Below are 18,179 nucleotides of genomic sequence, written 5' to 3' on the forward strand. Positions count from 1 at the left end.
GCTCTGCATGTCCCCGCCCGTAAGGGTGGAGTAGCCCACTGCGGTGGATAGTTCCCCTAACGTCGGCTGATCTCAGGGTCTCTGGCCGTCAACCGAAGGGGAACCGATGGACATCACCCGCAAGAAGAGCGTCGACGACGTCATCCACCAGAACGACGAGGACCCGGAAGCAGCCGAAGAACACGGCGGCAGTCTGCGCAAAAGTCTCGGTGTCTGGGACCTGATCGGGTTCGGGATCGGCATCGTCATCGGTACCGGCATCTTCACGCTGACCGGTGTCCAGGCCAAGAACAACGCCGGCCCCGCCATCGTCATCTCCTTCCTGATTGCCGGTGGCGTATCCCTGCTGGCCGCGCTGTGTTACGCCGAACTGGCCGCCGCGGTCCCGACCGCCGGCAGTTCCTACACCTACGCCTACACGACGATCGGCGAGATCTTCGCCTGGATCATCGCGTGGGATCTGATCCTCGAATTCGCCTTGGGCGCAGCGGTGGTCGCGCGCGGCTGGTCGGGCTATATCGCCGGCGTGTTCAACCTGCCGTCCAAGTGGTTCGCCGAAGAAGGATCTGTCGTCAACATCGGCGCCATCTTCATCACCCTGCTGCTCGGCTACGTCGCCCTACGCGGCATCCGGGAGAGCAAGTGGGTCACCAACGGCCTGGTGGCCATCAAGGTCATCGTCTGCATCTTCGTCATCGCGGTCGGTGCGTTCTACGTCAAGACCCACAACTGGGTCCCGTTCATCCCGCCCGCCCAGCCCGCCAAGTCCTCGGGCGCCGAACTGACCGCACCGCTGTGGCAGTTCCTGACGGGCGTCACCCCCAGCCACTTCGGCATCGCCGGCGTGCTCGTCGCGGCGGCTGTGGTGTTCTTCGCCTACTCCGGTTTCGAGGCGGTCGCCAACCTCGGCGAGGAGACCAAGAAGCCCGAGCGCGACATGCCGCTGGGCCTTTTGGGCACCCTCGGCATCTGCACCCTGCTGTACGTCGGGGTCTGTCTGGTGATGACCGGAATGGTCAACTACCGCGACCTCTCCGAGGCAGACGCCGTCGCCGACGTCTTCCACCAGGTGGGGGTCGGCTGGGCCGGCATCCTGATCGGCATCGCGGCCGTTGCCGGACTGAGCTCGGTGATCCTGGTGGACATCATCGCCATGGGTCGCATCGGTTTCGCGTTGGCCCGTGACGGTCTGCTGCCGCCGATCTTCCGCAAGGTGCACCCCTCGTGGGGTACCCCGGTGCTGATGACCGCGCTCACCATCGGCACGGTGGCTGTGTTGGCTGGGTTCGTCCCGATCAGCGTGCTGGCCGAGATGGTCAGCATCGGAACGTTGTTCGCCTTCGTGGTGGTCTCGATCGCGGTGATCGTCCTGCGCAAGACCCAGCCGGACATGAAGCGCCCGTTCCGCACTCCCCTGGTGCCGCTGGTGCCGATCCTGGCTACGGCATGCTGTCTGGCCCTGATGGCCAGCCTCGCGGTCGAGACCTGGATCCGCTTCCTGGTCTGGTTGGCCATCGGCCTGCTGGTCTACTTCTCCTACGGCCGCAAGCACGCCCGGCTGGCGAAGATCGACATCGCAGGTGAGCTGACGCAGGACGGCACCATCCCGGGAAGTCCGCAATGAGCATCGTTGTCGGGTTCGGACCGCACCCCTCGACCAATTCGGGGCTGTACCTCGCCGCGCAACTGGCGAGGACCACCGGTGACGAACTCGTGTTGTGCTGCATCATCCAGAGCTTGGCGGAGTCACCGGCCATGCGGGACCCGGCCGGCATCGACAGCGAATGGCAGCATCGGATCCAGGAAGCCGCCGCCGAAGCGCTGGCGGCTGCGCGAGATCGATTGCCCGCGGACCTGCCCGTGACCGAGGTGGTCCGCAGCGGCCGGTCGGTCCCGGCAATTCTGCAGCGAGAGGGCGACGCCCGGCGCGCCCGCGTGCTGGTCGTGGGTTCCTCGACGTCCGGTCCGTTGGGTCAGATCAGTCTTGGCAGCACATCGGACCGGTTGGTGCACAGTTCGTCGCTGCCCGTGGGTCTGGCGCCGCGGGGTTACCGCCCCGGCGAGGACACCGTCAAACGGGTCGTCCTCGCCGTGCGACCAGGGCACAGCGACCTGGCCCTGAGCGACGAAGCCGCCGCGTTGTGCAACTGGCTCGCAGTGCCGGCGACTCTGGTGACCTTCGCGGTCCGTGACTCGGCGGCCCTGACGGTGTTCGCCGACCAGGGCGTCTTCGACAGTTGGCGAGCCGATGCCGTGGCGGCCCAGCAACGCATCAGCGACGAGCTGGAGCAGTCCGGGGTGACGATTTCTCGGGTTGGAGTGCTCGTCGGATCACGGTGGTCGCGCACCACCGAGCAGTTCGACTGGTCGCCCGGCGACCTGCTGGTCTTGGGGTCCAGCGAGCACGCTCCACTGGCCCGGGTGTTCCTCGGATCGACCGCCACCCGCATCGTGCGCACCTCCCCGGTGCCGACGGTGCTGCTGCCGCGTCGTCGACGGGCCTGATCAGCCGGCGTGGGCGAACACCTCCGCCCGGGCGTGCACCGCGACGTCCGGGTGGTCGGTGATCAGGGCATCCACTCCGGCCCGCGCGAAGATCGCCAGCTCCGCCAGTCCGTCACCGAACTCCTGCGGGACCCGGCTGGAGCGCAAATCGACTGGCAGGAAAGTGTTTTCGGTCCGGAAGGTCCACACGTGCACGCGCAGGCCGACGTCGTGCGCATGGCGCACCAGGTCGGTGGGCCGGCCCAGGGACCCGTCGGATCGGCGCACGATCACCTGGTCCTTGCTCGGGCCGATGCCGGTGACCCACGTGGAGATCAGGCGCAGCGCGCGCGGAGTCACCAGATCGGCGTACGTGCGCGCGTCCGCGGTGCCGGCCAAGTCCGATGGCGCGCCCTCCCGCTCGGTGAGCATCAGCAGCGGGGTGCGCAACCCCAGATCCTCCCGTAGCCGGATCAGGCTCGTCAGTTCGAAGGACTGCACGAAGACCGGTGCGTTCGGCGCATCGAGGCGGGCATCACGCAGCGCGTGGGTCACGGCGCCCTCCAGATCCAGTCCACGAGCCCGGAAGTACGCCGCGTGCTTGAGTTCCGGGCTCACCCCGACGATGCGGCTCAACTCCTGCGAGAGCGAACGCCGCAGCGCCAGCAACTCATCGAAGGTGGGGATCCGCAGGCGGCGTTCGTAGATCGTGTTCGCCTGGCGCAACCGGGGTAGTCGTTCGACGGCCCACAACGTCTTGATCTCCGCAAGGGTGAAGTCCTCGCTGAACCAACCGGTGCGCTCCACGCCGTCAACAACCCGGGAGGTACGCCGATCGGCGAATTCCCGGCGAGCGGCCACGTCCGTGGTGCGGGACAGTTCGTTCTCGTGCCGGCAGATCGCCACGCCGTCGGCCGTCATCACCAGGTCTGCCTCGAGGCTGTCCGCGCCGAGCCGCGCCGCGAGTTCGTAGGCGGGCAACGTGTGTTCGGGGCGGTAGCCGCTCGCACCGCGATGACCGATCACGAGCGGCGGTTCGTCCAGCCGGTAGGCCACCATGATCAGACTTCACCGGCCCAACGCGACGTCGAGGCATCACCAGGGTGCCGCGGGAGGGAACCGCTGGTGAACACTGCCCGCGCGCACAGAGGTCCTGTGGAGGGAATCCACAAACAGCGGCCGGTATCGTGCAGCTGAGATGACAATCACATCGAACACTCGGGAACACACCTGGCGCCGTCTGCAAGGGGCCGCCGGGGCGATGGCGACCGCCGCGATCCAGCAGATGGAGGCGGAGCACTCGTGGTATCGGGAGTTGTCCGCCGAGGAGCGCTCCTGGGTGGGCATGGTGGCCCAGGCCGGTATCGGTGGCTTCATCGACTGGTACCGCACCAACGGGACCGAGCCGTCTTCGGCCACCGACATCTTCGACCCGGCGCCGGCCGAGTTGGCGCGGACGATCAGCCTGAGCCACACGTTGGATCTGATCCGGACCAGCATCGGCGTCGTGGAGGACCGGGTCCCGCTGCTGGCCGACGACGCCGACCGCGTTGAGCTGCGCGAAGCAGTCCTGATCTATTCGCGGGAGATCGCGTTCGCGGCGGCGACCGTCTACGCCCAGGCTGCGGAGGCGCGCGGCGCCTGGGACGCCCGGCTGGAGGCGCACGTCATCGACGCCGTGTTGCGCGCAGAGGCCGATGAAGCGCTCCGCTCGCGGGTGGCCGCTCTCGGCTGGGATGAGGTGCACCACGTCCTGGTCGCGGTCGGCCGCGCACCCAGTGGTGCCCACAGTGCGATCGTGGACGGTCTGCGGCGCGATACCCGCCGGGCTGACCTCGACTCACTGGTGTCGGTGCAGGGCCGCACGCTGATCGCGATCATCGGCGGGGTCACCGACCCCCTCGCCCAGCTCCAGCCGTTGACCGAGCACTGGGCGCCCGGGCCGATCGTGCTCGGGCCGACCGTCCCGCACGTCTTCGCCGCCGGCCGCAGCGCCCGGGCCGCCCTGTCGGGCTACGGTGCTGCTCCCGCCTGGCCGGACGCACCGCGGCTGTGTCCGGCCGACGAATTGCTGGCCGAACGTGCCCTGCACGGCGACAGCCACGCCCGCCGCACCCTGGTGGATCGGGTGCTGCGCCCGCTGCGCGACCGAGACGCCCTTCGCGAAACCGCTCTCGGCTTCCTGGCCCAGCCCAGCCTGGAAGCCACCGCGCGAGCGCTCTTCGTGCACGCCAACACCGTGCGCTACCGCCTCGGACAGTTCGCCGAGGCCACCGGTTACGACCTCACCGATGTGCGGGAGGCCTTCGTGGTCCGGATCGCGTTTGCCTTCGCCGCCTGGGACGAGCGCTGAGCGGCTTTGTAGGAACCCCACAGATTCGTCGGACGAATCTCATGGTGTCACCGGTCGCTGATCGCGGGGTCACCTCGGCAGGGTAGAGATCGTGCTTGCGATTGTCTGCCCCGGCCAGGGTGCGCAAACCCCCGGCTTCCTTGCTCCCTGGTTGGAACTGCCCGGCTTCCGGGACCGGTTGGGCTGGCTGGGTGCCGTCGCCGATGTCGACCTGGTCGAACACGGCATCTCCTCCGATGCGGACACCATCCGCGACACGGCCGTCGCGCAGCCGCTGATCGTCGGCGCAGGGTTGGTTGCCGCGCTCGCCCTGTTCGAGCATCCCTCCGACGGATTCCGGGTCACCGGGGTCGGTGCCGGCCACTCGGTCGGGGAGATCACCGCCCTGGCCGCGGCCGGCGTACTCACCGCCGAGCAGGCGATGGTCTTCGTTCGCGAACGTGGCCGGGCCATGGCGGCTGCCTCCGCCGTCACCCCCACCGGTATGAGCGCCGTCGTCGGCGGCGACCCCGAGCAGGTGGACGCCGCGATCGAGGCCGCCGGCCTGACCGCGGCCAACCGCAACGGCGCCGGCCAGGTCGTGGCCGCCGGCACGCTCGACCAACTCGCCGCGCTGCCCCAGCACCTGCCCGCCAAGGTCCGGGTGGTGCCGTTGAGCGTGGCCGGAGCGTTCCACACCCAGCACATGGCGCCGGCCGTCGAGCACCTCGCCCGCTACGCGCGCGCCATCTCCACCCACGATGCGCGCGTCCCCGTGGTGAGCAACAAGGACGGCCACGTCGTCCACGACAGCCGCGACCTGCTGCGTCGCCTCGTCCAGCAGGTCAGCAGCCCGGTGCGCTGGGACCTCACGATGCGCACGATGACCGAGATGGGCGTCACCGGCCTGATCGAGATCCCGCCGGCCGGCACCCTCGCCGGGCTGGCCAAGCGCGGCATGCCCGGTGTGGAGACCCTCGCCCTGAAGACCCCCGACGACCTGGAGGCAGCGCACCGAATGGTGCGTGAGCACGGTGAACCGCGTAGCAGCTTCGATCCGGCGTGGCGGCTGATCGTCGCTCCCGCCAAGGGCATCGTCGAGTACGCCGAACTGCAGACCGGCGCGAACGTCCGGGCTGGCGCCGTCGTGGCAACTGTCTCGACCCCCCGCTCCTCGACCCCGGTCACCGCCCCGCACGGTGGCACGGTCATCGAACGGCTCGCAGAAGAAGGCGACCCGGTGTCCCCCGGTCAGGTGTTGCTCCGACTGCACCCCGAAACGAGCGAACTGTGATGCAGCCCAAGGGAACTGGTCAACTCGTCGAGCCGCAGGGCGCCCGCCACGCGGCGATCCTCGGCCTCGGTGGATACCGGCCGCAGCGCGTCATCGACAACGCTGAGGTGTGCACCTGGATCGACTCCAGCGACCAGTGGATCCGGGAACGCTCGGGCATCGTGACCCGCCACTGGGCGGCCCCGGACGAGACGGTCGTCGACATGTCGGTGCCAGCGTCCGTCGCCGCCCTCGAGCAGGCCGGTGTCCGGCCCGAGCAGGTCAGCGCTGTCATCGTCGCGACGATCACCCACCCGTTCCAGACGCCCGCCGCCGCCCCGCTGGTCGCCGACCGCCTCGGCTGTGTGGACGCCGCCGCCTTCGACATCTCGGCCGCCTGTGCCGGCTACTGCCACGCCGTTGCGATGGCCGGGGACATGGTGCGCGGCGGCAGCGCGGAATACGTCCTGGTCGTCGGCGCCGAGAAGCTGTCCTCACTGGTCGACCCGCACGACCGAGGATCAGCGTTCATCTTCGGCGACGGCGCTGGAGCCGCGCTCATCGGACCCTCCGGGAGCGTCGGTATCGGACCCACCGTGTGGGGCTCGGACGGACAGCAGTGGGACGTGATCCGGCAGCGGGAGTCGTACTGGGACATCCGCGACCACAGCGCAGCGTCCGAGGACGGACTCGACCCGTCCACGATGAGCATGGCCGGACCCTCGGTCTTCCGCTGGGCGGTGTGGTCGATGGCTCCGGTCGCACAGCAGGCGATCGACAAGGCCGGCATCCGCGCCGAGGACCTGGACGCCTTCATCCCCCACCAGGCGAACATGCGGATCATCGACGCGATGATCAAACAACTGCACCTGCCCGCCGACATCGCGGTCGCCCGCGATATCGCCCAGACCGGCAACACCTCGGCAGCCTCGATACCCCTGGCCGCCGAGCGCATGCTGCGCGAAGGGGAGGCGCCGCACGGCGGCCTCGCCCTGCAGATCGGCTTCGGTGCCGGGTTGTCCTACGCGGCCCAGGTCGTCGTACTCCCCTGATCCCCCGCACCTGGCGGTTCCAGGTAAACGTCCACAACCCATAGGAGACACTCAGATGGCGCTCAGCGACCAGGAAATCCTCGCCGGCCTTGCCGACATCGTGAACGAAGAGACCGGTGTCGACACCGCGCAGGTCCAGCCCGAGAAGTCCTTCACCGACGACCTCGACATCGACTCGCTGTCGATGATGACCATCGTGGTCAACGCCGAGGAGAAGTTCGGCGTGCGCATTCCCGACGACGAGGTCAAGAACCTCAACACCGTCGGCGACGCGATCTCCTTCATCCAGCAGGCTCAGGCCTGATGCCCTCGACGCAGCGCATCGTTGTCACGGGGCTCGGCGCGACCACCCCGATCGGGGAGACCGCGCCCGCGACCTGGGATGCGCTGCTGGCGGGGGTCAGCGGCGCACGGACTCTCACCCAGGACTGGGTGGCACAGTACGAGTTGCCGGTGACCTTCGCCGCGTCGTTGAAGCAGGACCCGGCCGAGCGGCTGGCGAAGGTGGAGACGCGGCGGCTGGACCCGTTCGCGCAGTACGCCATGATCGCCTCGCGCGAAGCCTGGCAGGACGCGGGCAGCCCCGATGTCGAACCCGAGCGGCTGGCCGTCGCCATCGGTACCGGGATCGGCGGCGTGCACAGCCTGCTGGCCCAGTACGACGTGCTGAAGGAGAAGGGGCCGCGCCGGGTCTACCCGTTGACGGTTCCGATGCTGATGCCGAATGCGGCCTCCGGCAGCGTTTCGCTCGATCTCGGAGCCCGCGCCGGCGCCCACACCACGGTGTCGGCCTGCGCCTCCGGTGCCGAGGCGATGGGTTACGCGGCGGACATGATCCGCGAGGGTCGGGCCGACGTCGTCGTCGCTGGTGGCGCCGAGGCCGCGATCCACGCTCTTCCGCTGGCGGGCTTCGCTTCCATGCAAGCCCTGTCGACCCGCAACGACGACCCTGCCCACGCGTCACGTCCCTATGACACCGACCGCGACGGATTCGTGATGGGCGAGGGTGCGGCGGTGATCGTGCTGGAGAAGTACGAGCACGCGGTCGCCCGGGGCGCCCGGATCTACGCCGAGTTCGCCTCGGTCGGGATGTCCGCGGACGCGCATCACATCACGGCTCCGGAACCTGAGGGTGCCGGTGCGTCCCGCGCGATGTTCGAGGCGGTTGAGTTGGCGGGTCTGACCCCCGCCGACATCCACCACATCAACGCGCACGCCACCTCGACTCCCGTCGGTGACGTCGCTGAGGTGGCGGCGATCCGACGCGCGTTCGGCAGCGCCGCCGATTCGATGCCCGTGACCGCGACCAAGTCGATGACCGGCCACCTGCTCGGCGCCGCGGGAGCCCTGGAGACCCTCATCACCATCCAGAGCATCTATCACCGGCTCATCCCTGCCACCACCAACATCGAAAACCTCGACCCTGCAGTCGATCTCGACGTTGTCCGTGGCGACCACCGGAAGTTGCCCGACACCACGGCCGCGCTGAACAACTCGTTCGGGTTCGGCGGTCACAACGTGGCGTCCGTCCTCAGGAGTGTCTCGTGACCCGACAACCGTCTCTCGCCTCCAGCGAGGCGCATGCCCGCGCACGGACCATCGCGGCCGACGATCCGCGCAACCCGTTGCTGCGGCTGGAAAGCTTCTTCGACCCTGGCACTGTCGAGCTGATTACCGAGCAGGACTCCAGCGGCGCCCTCGCGGCCCGCGGCCTGGTCGATGGCGCGGCCGCGGTCGCGTTCGCTACGGATGCGACCATCCAGGGTGGCGCGATGGGTGACGCTGGCTGCAAGGTCATCGTCGCGGCGTACGAGCGGGCATTGGCCGACGAGGTGCCGGTCGTCGGGCTGTGGCACTCCGGTGGAGCCCGGCTGGCCGAGGGCGTCCTGTCCTTGGACGCCGTCGGCCACGTCTTCGCGATCATGACCCGCGCCTCCGGGAAGATCCCGCAGATCTCCGTCGTGATCGGTCCCGCAGCCGGCGGCGCCGCCTACGGGCCGGCCCTGACCGACATCGTCATCCTGGCGGCGGAGGGACGTATCTTCGTCACCGGTCCCGACGTCGTGCGTTCGGTGACCGGCGAGGACGTCGACGCCCTGCGGCTCGGCGGCCCGGAACCGCACGGTCGGCGCTCGGGTGTGGTCCATGTCGTCACCGACTCCTCGGAGCAGGCCTACGAGCGCGGTCGCCTGATCACGAATCTGCTCGGCGCACAGGGTGATTGGGGTTCGGTCGAAGACCGCGACCTCGCCGCGTTGCTGCCGGAATCCGCCAAGCGCGCGTATGACGTGCACCCGCTGGTGGAGCAGCTCCTCGACGACCCGCAGACCAGCGTCGAACTGCATCCCCGATGGGCCCCCAACGTCACCACCGCCCTTGGTCGTGTGGGCGGGCGCACCGTCGGTGTCGTGGCGAACAACCCGATCCGCCTCGGCGGCTGCCTTGATGCCTCGTCGGCGGAGAAGGCCGCGCGGTTCGTGCGGATGTGCGACGCATTCGGTGTGCCCCTGATCGTTCTGGTCGACGTGCCCGGGTACCTACCCGGCGTGGGCCAGGAGTGGGATGGTGTCGTACGCCGTGGGGCCAAGTTGCTGCACGCGTTCGCTGAGTGTGTGGTCCCGCGGGTGACGGTCGTGACCCGCAAGGCGTACGGCGGCGCGTACATCGCGATGAACGCCAAATCGCTCGGTGCGACAAAGGTATTCGCGTGGCCCGGTGCCGAGTTGGCCGTCATGGGTCACGTCGCTGCGGTCCGGATTCTGCACCGTCGTCGCCTCGCGGAGACCGAAGGCGAGGAACGCACCGAGATGGAGAACCAACTCGCTGCAGAGCACGCTGTCCTCGCCGGCGGACTCACCCGTGCCCTCGAGATCGGCGTCATCGACGAGGTCGTCGAGCCCTCGGCTACCCGCACCTCAGTTGCAGCCGCGTTGGCTGCCGCGCCGGCGCAACGGGGACAGCACGGCAACATCCCGCTCTGAGCGAATCACTGCGTCTGGTCAGCGCGCCGGCGCAGATCGAAGAAGAGCAGACCCAGGCCGATGACCGCGGCGGGAATCACCACCGCGGTCATCAGGCCGCCGATCAGATCCTCGATCCAGATCGGCCAGCCGGTCAGCAACAACAGTGCCCCGCCGATGACCGGGCCCACCCCGGCGGCGGTGAGGACCAGCAACATCGCGACGATCGCTGACTTCACCGGTCGCGTGCGGACCAGTTGCGCGCTGCGCTTGAACGCGGCCCGCAGTGGCCGCTCCTCCACCGCCGCAGCGGCCATCGCCACCGACCACAGCGTGAGCATCACCAGTGCGAGCGGCGCGAGCCAGAAGGTGATGAACGCGGTCCCGACCAGCAGCACCGTCACCAGGAAGACGTAGACCGGTGTCCGGTGCTCGTTGACCTCGCGGGCGGCGGCCCGCACATCAGGCGTGTGACCGTCGCGCAGTTGCTCCAGCAGATCGAGAACGATGGCGGCACAGACCGCGTCGATGATCGCGACCAGCACCCATCCGATGCCAGCGATCACCCAGGTCCACCAGGCGTTCACCCCTGGATCCAGGTCGGTGATGGTGCCCTTCGGTCCGATGTGGATGGCCAGACGGGTCAGGGTCCGCACGATGTAGGTGCTCACGAAGAGCACCCCCGCGACCGGCAGCAGTTGCGCCGTCAACCGCCACGCGATCGCGAACATCGCCGCCAGGATCTGGCCGACGCTCCGCTCGCGGTCAACGGTCCCGGGTGCACTGCGCCGCCACTTGGTGCGCGCTGCCAACCAGATGGCCAGCGCCACAGCGGCCAGGATCAGGCCTCCGGTCAGCACGGGCTGGGCCAGGAGCTTCAGGAACAGCGTCGAGCCCTGGGACACCATCCCGCAGAAAGCGGTCGTCGCCATGGTCGGCACTTGCGGAAGGTCGACCGACGCCGGGCGACCTTCGTCGTCGACCCAGGCGATCGGCGTACTCCATTGGGTCTTGGTCGCCGGACCGGTCGGTCCGTTGTTGAAGGTCGGTTGCTTCTCACCCCAGTGCCCGGTGAACGCCAGCCAGGCGAACGGATCGTTCGGGTCGGTCGGCACCGTGCTGGGAAGCAGGATCACCTGGGGACGGATCTGAGTGCCCGGGGCCGTGGTGTTGTCGCAACCGAACCCGGTCGCTGCGCCGCGGCCGAGCCAGTGCTCCTGGCTGTAGTACGACGCGTGCGAACCCTGGCCGGGGTAGACCACCGGATGGGTGCCATCGACCAGGCGCAGCTTGTCCTCACCCCAGTCGGCGACCTCGGAACCCTCATGCTGGGCGTACGCCGTCTGGACCGGCTCGGTGCGCAGCGCCGCCGCGACCGTTGGCACATCGAAGTCGACCTGGATCATCTCCCAGTCGCTCTCGTGCCGGTCGTTCCAGTCGTTGTAGACGTAGTAGAACCAGTACTGCACGACGACGTGGCCCTGGTCGGTGACCACGCGCGCGTAGATGCTCGGGCTGTGACCCTCGCGAATCTGGTCGTACCACTTCTCGTAACTGCACCCGGGCCGCAGTGCGTTACCGGGCAGATCGAGATAACTGTCCGGACCCGCCGTCGCCAGCTGACTGGCGGTCGGCGCGTCGATGGTGCCGTGTGGCGTGCGCAGGGTGACGTCCTGGCGGCCGAGCACCGCGTCCACCGAGATCGGCAGATACGGCTCGCCGTCGCCGCAGGGGGTGGTGTGCTTGCGGACGACCAACACCGGCGCGTAGCGGTCGGCGAGTTGTTGCGCCTGGCTGTCGGTCGTCGTACTCGCCTGGCTAGCGGCGGAGGCTGGAGCCCAGGTCGAAAGTACGGCGATCAGCAGCGCGAGCAGTACCCCGCTGAGCGCAGTGCGCTTGTTCAGGAGACGCGGTGCAGCCAGCGGACGGTCGCGCCGTCCCCGGCGTAGCGGAAGGGTTCGAGTTCCTGGTCCCAGGCCGTGCCCAGCAACTCGGCCACCTCGGCCCGGAACCGCTCGGGGTCCCCGCCACTGGCGATCACCACCGACCGCAACCGATCCTCGTTGACGACGGCGTCCCCGGAGGCGTTGGTCCAGGTGTGATGGATGCCGAGATCGGGCGTGCTGGCCCAGCGCGAACCATCGCATCCCGGTGTCGGCTCCTCGGTGACTTCGTAGCGCACGCCCTCCCAGCCCCGCAGCGCAGTGGTCAGCCGCGCGCCCGTGCCGGGCTCGGCGGCCCAGGAGAACTCGGTGCGGACCGACCCGGGCGACACCGGTTGTTTGGTCCATTCCAGATGGACCGGCTGACCCAGGACGCTCTCCAAGGCCCAGCCGATATGCGGGCACAACGAAACCGGGGTGGAGTGGATGAACACCACACCCCGAGCGACGGCGCGCGTGCGCGATGCCGACATAACCTGCCTCCTTCACGGGACCGAGGACGTCTTCCCCTACGCCTCGAACAGTGAAGGACTCCCCCATTGTGCCCCACACGCCACAGGAGCACCAGTGGTCACAACAGCCACTGGTGCTCCTGGGCGATGCGATTCTGACGCTCCTACGCGGTGGGCGGCGCGGCCGGCGGATCGGTGGGGGTGCTGGGCGCCGCCGGTGTGCTCGGCAGCACGGGGGTGCCCGCCGACTGTCCCCGCAGGCCCGCCTCGTCGAGCAACGTGCCCGCCTGCTGGGCGAACTTGTGCTCGACCAGCAACTCGAAGCTGCTCGGGACAATGGCGCTGACGGAGCTGAAGTCACGCTGGCCGCGGGTGAACCCGTAGCCGATCGCCGACCAGATCAGACCGAACACGGCACCCCAAAGGGCGGTGTAGATCACGACCTGCCAGACGGTGATGTTCTTGACGAACAGCGAGAAGATCAGGCCGATGAACAGACCGAACCAGGCTCCCGACAGGATGCCGGCGGTGATGACTTTGCTCCAGTTGAGTCGGCCGGTGACCCGCTCGATCTGCTTCAGATCGGAGCCGACGATCAAGCAGTTCTCCACCGGGAACTGCTTGTCCGAGAGCAGGTCGACCGCCTTCTGCGCCTCCGGGTAGGTGGCGTAGGTGGCCAGGGACATCGGGTATTCGAGTTTGAGCGCGGTGTTGCGGGCGGCTGCGCCAAGACCGAGCGAGTTTGTCGACATGCCCTGATGCTATCGGCGCTGACACAGGGCAACGGCGTTACCGCCTTCGACGCGCCGCAACCAACAGCGCGGCGGATTCCGGCGGGCCATTTACACTGGCCGGGATCGGAATACAACGAGGTGGTCCCGGACGCGGAGCGACCTCGCCGGTTTGCGGCAGCACGATCCCTGTTGCTGCGTGTTTCCGGAGCTACAGGAGCCCCAGCGAGTGCCACGCCCAGTATCCGCCAAGGACACCTATCTACCCGGCCTCGACGGCATCCGCGCCATCGCGGTGGCTGCGGTGGTGCTCTACCACCTCAACGTCCCCGGACTGTCCGGCGGCCTGCTCGGGGTTGGCATCTTCTTCACCCTCAGCGGCTTCTTGATCACCACGATTCTGTTGCGCGCCTGGGCGCGCACCAATTCAGTGGGACTGGTCGGTTTCTACCTGCGCCGGGCAAGGCGCCTGTTCCCGGCGGTCGTCCTGGTGATTGCGGTCGTGATCGTGGCCACGCTCATTGCCGACCGGGACAACCTCGGCGCCACGGTCGGCAACGGCCTGGCCGGGCTGTTCTACGTGGCCAACTGGCACACGATCGCCGCGGGCGGAGACTACTTCGCGATCACCGCCGGTAACGGTGGCCCACTGGATCACCTGTGGTCACTGTCCGTCGAGGAGCAGTTCTACTTCGTCTGGCCGTTGCTGCTGATCGGCATGATCGTGCTCTTCCGCGGCAACCTGCGCGTCGTGGCCGTCGCAACGGGTGTGTTGTCGGCGATCAGCTTCGTGCTGCTCTACAAATTCTCGATCCGGCCGGCTGATGTGATGCCCGCGTTGTGGAGCACCACGCGTGCCTACGAAGGCACCGACACCCGGGCCGGCGGCCTGCTCATCGGCGCCATCTTCGCCATCGTGCTCTTCGAACGACCCTTCCGGGCGACCCAGGGTGCCTGGAAGGTGCCGGTGGACATCCTGGGTCTGGCCAGCCTGGTCGGCTTGGGCTGGATCATCTACTTCAGCGGTTCGCACCCGCAATCCCTGTACTCCTGGGGCATCCTCGCGCAGTCGTTGCTGACCGCGATCCTGGTCATCAGCGCCATCCACCCCGGCTCGATGATCGTGCGCAACCTGCTCGGTGCGCAGCCGTTCCGGTGGATCGGCGAGCGCTCCTACGGCATCTACCTGTGGCACCTGCCGGTCATCTACTTCACCCCGCAGAGTTGGATCGACGCACATGCGGTGCTGGTGGGCATCGGCCAGGTGGCCATCACGCTGATCCTGTCGGCCCTGAGTTGGACCCTGCTGGAGGACCCGATCCGGCGCAACGGTTTCCGCGCCGCGTTCAAACGGCCAGCCAACGCCGAGGGTCGTCGGCGCGCCGTGCCCGTCATCGTGTCCGGCTTCGCCGCCCTCGGCCTGGTCGCCAGTGTCGGGCTGGGCAGCGCTTCCGCACTCGGCCGCGGCGCTGCGGTTGCGGACCCTGGGCCGGACAAACCGGGAGCGATCAACACCCCTCCCCCGACGAAGACCGGCAAACCGGTCAAGAACGGCATCCCGGGCAAGACCTCATGCACGTCGGTTGCGCACATCGGTGACTCCACGTCGATCGGACTTGAGTCCCCTGCCTCGTTGCCGAATGCCGCCGACCGGATCACGGCGCAATACAAGAAAGTCGGCGTCACCACGGTCAAGGAGGACATTTCCGGGGCCCGGGCCATCGTGGAGCACTGGAACAACCAGCCCAACGGTGAGGACGCGATCGAGAAGTTCCAGAAGAGCGGGTACAAGGGCTGCTACGTCATCGCCCTGGGCAACAACGACGTCGCGAACCTGTCCGTCGGCGCTGCGTACTCTCTCGACCAGCGCATCGACATGGTCATGAAGCACACCAACAACCAACCGACCCTGTGGCTGACCAGCCGCACGTTGCGCACGGTCGGCCCCTACCGCGACGAGGGCTTTCCCGCGTTGTCGACAGCGCTGCAGAACGCCTGCAAGCGGTGGCCGAACCTGCGCGTCTTCGACTGGCGCAGTGAGGTCCAGACCAGTTGGTACCTGCCCGACGACAAGATCCACTACACGACCAAGGGCTACCAGGAGCGGGCCAAGCGCATCGCCCTCGCCTTGGCGAACGCCTTCCCCAAGGACGGCAAACCAGCCTCAACCTGCCTGGTGTACTCGGGTTTGAAGGCCAACCAGTGAACACGGCGGTTACCCGGAAAGGCGTGACTCGGCGTACGTCGATGGTCGGCTCTGGTGCCGTCCTCGCCGTGGCGGCCCTGGGACTGAGCGCCTGTGGCGGCGGGACGTCGGCGGCACCATCGTCAACGTCGACGACGTCCACTACATCGTCTGCTCGGTCCTCATCAGTCTCGTCGTCGGCATCGTCATCGTCGGTCTCGTCGCCTTCGGCGACCAGCACCTCGAGCACGCCGTCGTCTACGACCTCCGCCACGGCGTCAGGGTCGCCGTCGGCTTCCTCGACCGCGACGGGGACAGCCAGCACCGCCGCCGTGCCGTATCCGCAGACGTCGTGCACCTCGGTGGTGCACATCGGGGATTCGACCTCGGACGGCCTGGTCGCATCCGGCGGATTCCTGAAGAATCCGGCGTGGGACGTCGATGCGCAGTACAAGGATGTCGGAGTCAAGAACGTCACGACCGACATCTCCGGTGCCCGGGCAATCATCGAGCACTGGAACAACCAGCCGAACTCCCTGGATGCGATCGAGAAGTTCGAGAAGCAGGGTTACCAGGGCTGTTACGTGCTGGCGATCGGCAACAACGACCTGGCCAATATGAGTGTCGGCGGCGCCGGCCCGATGTCCATGCGAATCGACCTGATGATGCAACACGCCGGGTCGAATCCGGTGATGTGGCTGACCAGTCGCACGCTGCGCACCTCGGGTCCGTACACCGATGCCAACTTCCCGGCCCTGTCGAGCGCGCTGATCGCGGCCTGCCAGAAGTACCCGAACCTGCGGGTCTTCGACTGGCGCAGCGAGGTGCAGACCAGCTGGTACCAGCCGGCGGACAAGATCCACTACACCAGCCACGGCTATCGGGAGCGCGCTGAGCGGATCGCGCGTGCCTTGGCCAACGCTTTCCCGGCGTCCGGTGCCACGTCCTCGTGCGTGATCCACTCCGGGCTGAGCGCGAGCCAGTAGCCGCCGTGGCCCGCTTGGTTCGCCGCGCTGCGGTCGGCGATACCGGTGTGGTCCTGGAGGTCGATGGTTCGGGGAACTATCGCCTCGGCTTTCCCAACGACCTGACGACGAGCGCCGATGAGTCGTGGTGCGATCCGCCGGAGGAACTGTTCTCCTACGAACTTGTCCTGCGCCCAGACCACTACGTTGCAGTGGGTTTCAGCCAGAGCACTGTGACTGTGGACGTGAGGGTGGCTGGGGCGACGTCCTGGACTCCGGCGCACCCGGTGCAGATCGGCGCTGTATGGGCTTGCCCCAGACCCGCGGGAGCCGTCACGCTCAGAATTCGTAACCGTGTCGATGAGATACGTGAGCACCGACCCGACCGGCGTCGCGGGCCAGGCCTAGCGGCCAGTTCTACTTGAAGAACTCACTGATTGTGTCGGGCACTCCAGACGCGAAAAGGACGACGCCGAAACCGACGATCAGCAGCGCGGCGAGCGCTCCGAGCAGGACCATCAGACTCTTGGCTACCTGGTGGACTCGCGGTCCGGAAGGCGTCCGAGCGATTGTCCGGTGCTGTGATTCTTCAGTGCATCTCGTCGCCCGGACTCCGCCACAGGTCGATGATCGCGTCGTGCAACCGGCGGTCGTTGGCCGGTAGGCCGTCGAGGACTTCGGCGAGGGAGACCGACGTCTGGCGGATTTCATAGCGGCTGGCCCGCGTGATGAACACCCGAGAGTAGTCAGGATCCTCGACCACTCGCTTCCATGACGCCGAGTCCTTCTCGTTGGCGAACCAGGCGGACGGTCCGAACTTCAGCTGCAGCGGGGCCTCGCTGTTTCCCTCGCCCTCACTGTCAACATCGAAGTTGATAGTCCACTGGTAGCTATACCGGTAGTTCGCGGAGACTCCGCGGACGAAGTCGTCGCCGAACGTTTCGTTCAGAGCAGGACCCAGCACTTGCTCGCTGTAACTCCTCAGTTTGTTCTTCACTCGCTGTAGAACTTCTCGGCCTTCGCCGAAGCGTTCGATGGCCTGGTCTCGGATAGCGTCGCCGAACTCCTCAGCTGCTGCTTGCTGTGCCTGCCGCGCATATCGGCCTGCGGCTCCCGTTGCACACATAGCGGTCATGAACTCCAGAAGTTGGCGGTCTTCCACGCGTCCTCTGCCCTTTACGAATCGTCGGTACATCTGGTCGATAAAGGAATAGGCGTCGGGATGGTCGCGCTGGTAGCCATGGTTGGTCGACAGAGTCCGATGCAGTTCCGTCACGACGGCGCCGTAGGTGACCACGTGGGCGTTCTCCCAACCATCGCTCTGCAGAGAGCTGTCCTGGTCCCGGCAGAGCAGGACCACCGCGCCACGCTTGCCGTCCCTCTCCGCGTGCGCCAGGTAGCCGGCGTAGCTGTGGCCGTGACCATCGGAGGTGTAGTAGTTCTCGATCACGACGCGTTCGGTGTCGTTCTCCAGAACGATGTCGGCGATGTCCCAGGGGTTGCCGTCATCGGCCGTGTTGAGCTCCTGGACGACGATCTCGAACGTCTTCCGAAACTGCCGTGCACCCGGAAGCCCGCGGTTGATCTCCGAGAGGAAAATCTGCTGGGGCAGGTTCTTCAGACCGTGCGTTGCCTTCAGGTCAGGATTCAGCAACCAGGCGAACACGTTGGAGAGCTGCTTCTCGTGGCTGCCGTGGCGCATCACGTCGAAGACGTTGAAGCCGATTTGCATTGATCGCCCGAGAAGCGGCAATAGTTCGGTGACCATGTCCTTGCCCGACGAGGTACCCACAGCATCAAAC

The 18,179-nt window shown here is 67.5% G+C and carries 15 protein-coding genes; 10 read left to right on the forward strand and 5 right to left on the reverse strand.

Annotated elements, in window-relative coordinates:
- Positions 1-106 precede the first annotated feature (106 nt).
- Positions 107-1,624, forward strand: coding sequence for an APC family permease (locus DR843_RS07895; protein WP_109684862.1), 1,518 nt, complete (start codon positions 107-109; stop codon positions 1,622-1,624).
- Positions 1,621-2,505: a universal stress protein gene (locus DR843_RS07900; RefSeq protein ID WP_109684863.1), complete on the forward strand. Its 885-nt coding sequence runs from the start codon at positions 1,621-1,623 to the stop codon at positions 2,503-2,505. Before DR843_RS07895 ends, DR843_RS07900 begins: the two co-directional genes overlap by 4 nt.
- Here the strand turns inward: DR843_RS07900 and DR843_RS07905 are convergent, their stop codons facing one another.
- On the reverse strand, positions 2,506-3,543 hold the full coding sequence (locus tag DR843_RS07905; protein WP_109684864.1) for a glycerophosphodiester phosphodiesterase family protein: 1,038 nt from the start codon (positions 3,541-3,543) through the stop codon (positions 2,506-2,508).
- Positions 3,544-3,682: 139 nt separating this feature from the next.
- Between DR843_RS07905 and DR843_RS07910 the strand changes: the two genes are divergently transcribed.
- The 6 genes from DR843_RS07910 (at position 3,683) to DR843_RS07935 (ending at position 10,122) form a co-directional block, all read left to right on the forward strand.
- Positions 3,683-4,837, forward strand: coding sequence for a PucR family transcriptional regulator (locus tag DR843_RS07910; protein ID WP_109684865.1), 1,155 nt, complete (start codon positions 3,683-3,685; stop codon positions 4,835-4,837).
- 91 nt (positions 4,838-4,928) lie between these two features.
- Positions 4,929-6,110: an ACP S-malonyltransferase gene (locus DR843_RS07915; RefSeq protein WP_109684866.1), complete on the forward strand. Its 1,182-nt coding sequence runs from the start codon at positions 4,929-4,931 to the stop codon at positions 6,108-6,110.
- Positions 6,110-7,141 (forward strand): beta-ketoacyl-ACP synthase III, encoded by a 1,032-nt coding sequence (locus DR843_RS07920; RefSeq protein ID WP_109688728.1) that lies wholly within the window; start codon positions 6,110-6,112, stop codon positions 7,139-7,141. Before DR843_RS07915 ends, DR843_RS07920 begins: the two co-directional genes overlap by 1 nt.
- 55 nt (positions 7,142-7,196) lie before the next feature.
- On the forward strand, positions 7,197-7,445 hold the full coding sequence (locus DR843_RS07925; protein WP_109684867.1) for an acyl carrier protein: 249 nt from the start codon (positions 7,197-7,199) through the stop codon (positions 7,443-7,445).
- Positions 7,445-8,689 (forward strand): beta-ketoacyl-ACP synthase II, encoded by a 1,245-nt coding sequence (gene fabF / locus DR843_RS07930; RefSeq protein WP_109684868.1) that lies wholly within the window; start codon positions 7,445-7,447, stop codon positions 8,687-8,689. The genes DR843_RS07925 and fabF overlap by 1 nt, the downstream gene beginning before the upstream one ends.
- Complete coding sequence (locus DR843_RS07935; RefSeq protein ID WP_109684869.1) at positions 8,686-10,122, forward strand: carboxyl transferase domain-containing protein; 1,437 nt, start codon at positions 8,686-8,688, stop codon at positions 10,120-10,122. Before fabF ends, DR843_RS07935 begins: the two co-directional genes overlap by 4 nt.
- 5 nt (positions 10,123-10,127) lie before the next feature.
- Here DR843_RS07935 and DR843_RS07940 read toward each other — a convergent pair whose 3' ends face one another.
- The 3 genes from DR843_RS07940 to DR843_RS07950 form a co-directional block, all read right to left on the reverse strand.
- The gene (locus tag DR843_RS07940) at positions 10,128-11,858 is read right to left on the reverse strand and encodes a hypothetical protein (protein ID WP_146202513.1); all 1,731 of its coding nucleotides are present in this window, start codon (positions 11,856-11,858) and stop codon (positions 10,128-10,130) included.
- A 143-nt stretch (positions 11,859-12,001) separates the two neighbouring features.
- Positions 12,002-12,517 (reverse strand): DUF3145 domain-containing protein, encoded by a 516-nt coding sequence (locus DR843_RS07945; protein WP_109684871.1) that lies wholly within the window; start codon positions 12,515-12,517, stop codon positions 12,002-12,004.
- A 143-nt stretch (positions 12,518-12,660) separates the two neighbouring features.
- Complete coding sequence (locus tag DR843_RS07950) at positions 12,661-13,248, reverse strand: YflT domain-containing protein (RefSeq protein ID WP_174888827.1); 588 nt, start codon at positions 13,246-13,248, stop codon at positions 12,661-12,663.
- A 208-nt stretch (positions 13,249-13,456) separates the two neighbouring features.
- Between DR843_RS07950 and DR843_RS07955 the strand changes: the two genes are divergently transcribed.
- Together DR843_RS07955 and DR843_RS07960 are read left to right on the forward strand one after the other, a co-directional pair.
- Complete coding sequence (locus DR843_RS07955) at positions 13,457-15,433, forward strand: acyltransferase family protein (protein WP_170119782.1); 1,977 nt, start codon at positions 13,457-13,459, stop codon at positions 15,431-15,433.
- A gap of 311 nt (positions 15,434-15,744) precedes the next feature.
- Positions 15,745-16,398, forward strand: a complete 654-nt coding sequence (locus tag DR843_RS07960; RefSeq protein ID WP_109684873.1) for an SGNH/GDSL hydrolase family protein — start codon at positions 15,745-15,747, stop codon at positions 16,396-16,398.
- Between the two features lie 568 nt (positions 16,399-16,966).
- Here DR843_RS07960 and DR843_RS07965 read toward each other — a convergent pair.
- Positions 16,967-18,145, reverse strand: coding sequence for a PD-(D/E)XK nuclease family protein (locus DR843_RS07965; RefSeq protein ID WP_146202514.1), 1,179 nt, complete (start codon positions 18,143-18,145; stop codon positions 16,967-16,969).
- Positions 18,146-18,179 lie beyond the last annotated feature (34 nt).

Source organism: Branchiibius hedensis (assembly GCF_900108585.1).
Taxonomy (GTDB): Bacteria; Actinomycetota; Actinomycetes; order Actinomycetales; family Dermatophilaceae; genus Branchiibius; species Branchiibius hedensis.

Coding starts and splice junctions, on each gene's coding strand:
- DR843_RS07895 (WP_109684862.1), top strand. CDS start 107: ATGGACATCACCCGCAAGAAGAGCGTCGACGACGTCATCCACCAGAAC.
- DR843_RS07900 (WP_109684863.1), top strand. CDS start 1,621: ATGAGCATCGTTGTCGGGTTCGGACCGCACCCCTCGACCAATTCGGGG.
- DR843_RS07905 (WP_109684864.1), bottom strand. CDS start 3,543: ATGGTGGCCTACCGGCTGGACGAACCGCCGCTCGTGATCGGTCATCGC.
- DR843_RS07910 (WP_109684865.1), top strand. CDS start 3,683: ATGACAATCACATCGAACACTCGGGAACACACCTGGCGCCGTCTGCAA.
- DR843_RS07920 (WP_109688728.1), top strand. CDS start 6,110: ATGCAGCCCAAGGGAACTGGTCAACTCGTCGAGCCGCAGGGCGCCCGC.
- DR843_RS07925 (WP_109684867.1), top strand. CDS start 7,197: ATGGCGCTCAGCGACCAGGAAATCCTCGCCGGCCTTGCCGACATCGTG.
- fabF (WP_109684868.1), top strand. CDS start 7,445: ATGCCCTCGACGCAGCGCATCGTTGTCACGGGGCTCGGCGCGACCACC.
- DR843_RS07945 (WP_109684871.1), bottom strand. CDS start 12,517: ATGTCGGCATCGCGCACGCGCGCCGTCGCTCGGGGTGTGGTGTTCATC.
- DR843_RS07950 (WP_174888827.1), bottom strand. CDS start 13,248: ATGTCGACAAACTCGCTCGGTCTTGGCGCAGCCGCCCGCAACACCGCG.
- DR843_RS07965 (WP_146202514.1), bottom strand. CDS start 18,145: ATGGTCACCGAACTATTGCCGCTTCTCGGGCGATCAATGCAAATCGGC.